The following is a 2,452-nucleotide window of genomic DNA, read 5'->3' on the forward strand; positions in this document are numbered from 1 at the left end:
CAGCGGCCGTATGCGCAGTGTGCCGGGCGGGGTGGGCCACATGGTGCTGGCCGGCACCGCAGGGCGGCTTGCGGTGTGGGAGGTCACCGGCTGCCCACGTCCCTTGGGTTCGTTTGGACCGGCACCTCGTGGCGGGACCTGCCAACTCGGTTCGGGAAGTGGAAGACGGTTTACGACAGGCATCGCCGCTGGTCGGCGGATGGAACGTGGGAGAGGATTCTGCGAGCCGTCCAGGCCGATGCTGACGCAGAAGGCCGCATCGACTGGTCGGCTCCACCGTGTGCCGTGCTCACCAGCACGCCGCCGGTGCACGCAGGCAGGCACCCCGAAGAGCCGACAAGCGTGCCGGCCCGCCCAGCACCGTCCAGATGAAGCCCTCGGCCGTTCACGCGGCGGGCTGACGACGAAGATTCACTTGACCGGTGAGGGTGGACTGCGCCCGTTGGCCATCCTGGTCGCGCCCGGGCAGTGGGGCGATGCCCCGCAGATGATCCCGGTCCTGGAACGCATTCGTGTACCCCGGCCCGACGGCGGCCATCCCCGCACCCGGCCAGACCACCTGAGCGGCGACAAAGCGTACTCATCACGCCGCAATCGCCGATACCTACGGCGTCGGCAGATCAAGCACACCATCCCCGAATGCCGGGACCAACGAGCCAATCGCCAGCGCCGCGGTAGCCGAGGCGGTCGGCCCACCAACTTCGACCGAGCACGCTACGCCCGCAGGAACGAAGTCGAGTGGGCCACCAACGCGCTGAAGGGGAGCCCGCGCCGTTGCGACCTGGTTCCCTTCTCGTACTGGTAGTGGCAGCTGCCCGCGGACGGCTGCTGCTGCACCGTGTACGTCCCCTGTGGCCGCGCACCGACCGGAACCTTTGTCGCTCCTGCGGGTACGCCAGTCCCCGACGCCCCCGCCGCCGGCGCTCCACTCTTCCCTGATGCGCCAGACCCAGAGGGCGCACCGGATGAACAGCCCGCCAGCAGCAGGCAGGAGAGCAGCACCGGTGGCGCGGCGCGGGGGATGAAGCCCAGGACAAACGCCTCAGGAGTGAGCGCCAACTGGGCACATGCTCCCCCACTCAGACGCCCTCCTACCGCCCGCGTCCAAGCGCACGGGTGCGCGCCGGGCCCATGGGGACAGCGCGGCTTGCAGAGATTCGCCAGAACTGTTCGTTCCGTTGAGGGACGGCCTCGGGGCCGCGCCTGTCCACACACGGCCGATTCGAGGGAGCCTGCTGCAGCTGCTCAGCAGTGACCATGACGCTCGGCACGTTGCGCAATGCGACGCAGTACCGCTTCTCTCTGCATGAGATCGAGTGCAGGTGCGCTGCCGAGGATGTCGCCGAACTTGCTGATCAGGCTGTGGGCGCTGTCCGCGGGTCCTGATGGCCCTGTGTCAGCGGATGGCGCGTCGGCCTTCGCGGTGGCGGGGGGCGGCTGGGTTTGGTATTCCTGCTCTCTCTGCTCGGTCGCCGCCTGCCACAGGGGACGGGAGTAGTGCCGCGGCGCGGAAGACGTACGCCGTCATCGGGGCGGTGACCGGCCCCGGGCCCAGACGGGCCGTCATCTCCTCAATGACGGTGGCCTGGACGGCCGGTCCGTCGCCGCGCTCCTCAACGGCCACGCGCACCGGTGTCCCGGTGAGGTACCCGGTGGCAAGGTCGGCGATCGACGCGGCCCGGCCCTGAAGCGTCAGCTCCTGCTCGTCCTCGACGGCGAACCCGGCGGCCGCCAGATCAGCGGCCACGACAGCGGGGTCGGCGTAGCCGTGCGGAACCGTCGGGAAGAACCGCGGCGGATCGACCGGAAAAGCCCGCTCCAGCCCGGCCTGCAGCGCGACTTCGAAGGCGTGCGTCCCGAGCGGGCCCCAGGTGTTGAACAGGAACCGGCCGCCCGGGGCCAGCACCCGGTGGACCTCGGTGAAGGCCTCGATGCGGTCGGGAAAGAACATAACGCCGAACTGGCAGACCACCAGATCGAAGCCTCCGTCCGGGAACGGCAGCCGCTGTGCGTCGGCCTGCCGCCACACCGCGCCCGGGGCCCGGGTCGACCCGAAAGCGACCATGGCCTCGTTCAGGTCGGTGGCCGTCACCTCGGCCGAGGGCGCCGCAGCGAGCAGGCCCGACGTCAACACGCCAGTCCCCGCAGCCAGTTCGAGGACTCGCCCAGGGTGGAGTGCCGCCGCCCGGGCGGTCAGGTCCTCGGCGAAGGGCCGGAAGACCACCGGCACGAGGTACTGCTCATAGGCCGCCGGCATGGACTCGGACCACCGCCGGTCGGCATTGATTCCTGTCACCTCATGACGGTAGCGCCGCGTCAGAAAGCCTCTTCCCCGCCGCGCCGCCATGCACCCTGGAGCTAGGAGTTGTCCGGGCGATCACGTGCGAAGCCAGATGGTGAGGGCTGCGGCGGTTGCTGTGCCGAGGTATACGTAGCCACGCTTGTCGTAGCG

Annotated in this window: 1 protein-coding gene and 1 pseudogene; one reads left to right on the top strand and one right to left on the bottom strand. The window is 69.8% G+C overall.

All coding sequences use genetic code 11. The features are described 5' to 3' along the window. A pseudogene (locus ACWC5O_RS45305) lies at positions 1–797 on the top strand (IS5 family transposase); the annotation flags it as partial. 599 nt (positions 798–1,396) lie between these two features. On the opposite strand, the gene ACWC5O_RS45310 reads toward ACWC5O_RS45305, so the two are convergent. Next, a complete protein-coding gene (locus tag ACWC5O_RS45310; RefSeq protein ID WP_450591783.1) occupies positions 1,397–2,257 on the bottom strand; it encodes a class I SAM-dependent methyltransferase in 861 nt (286 codons plus the stop codon). Positions 2,258–2,452 lie beyond the last annotated feature (195 nt).

It is taken from the genome of Streptomyces sp. NPDC001450 (genome assembly GCF_053597295.1).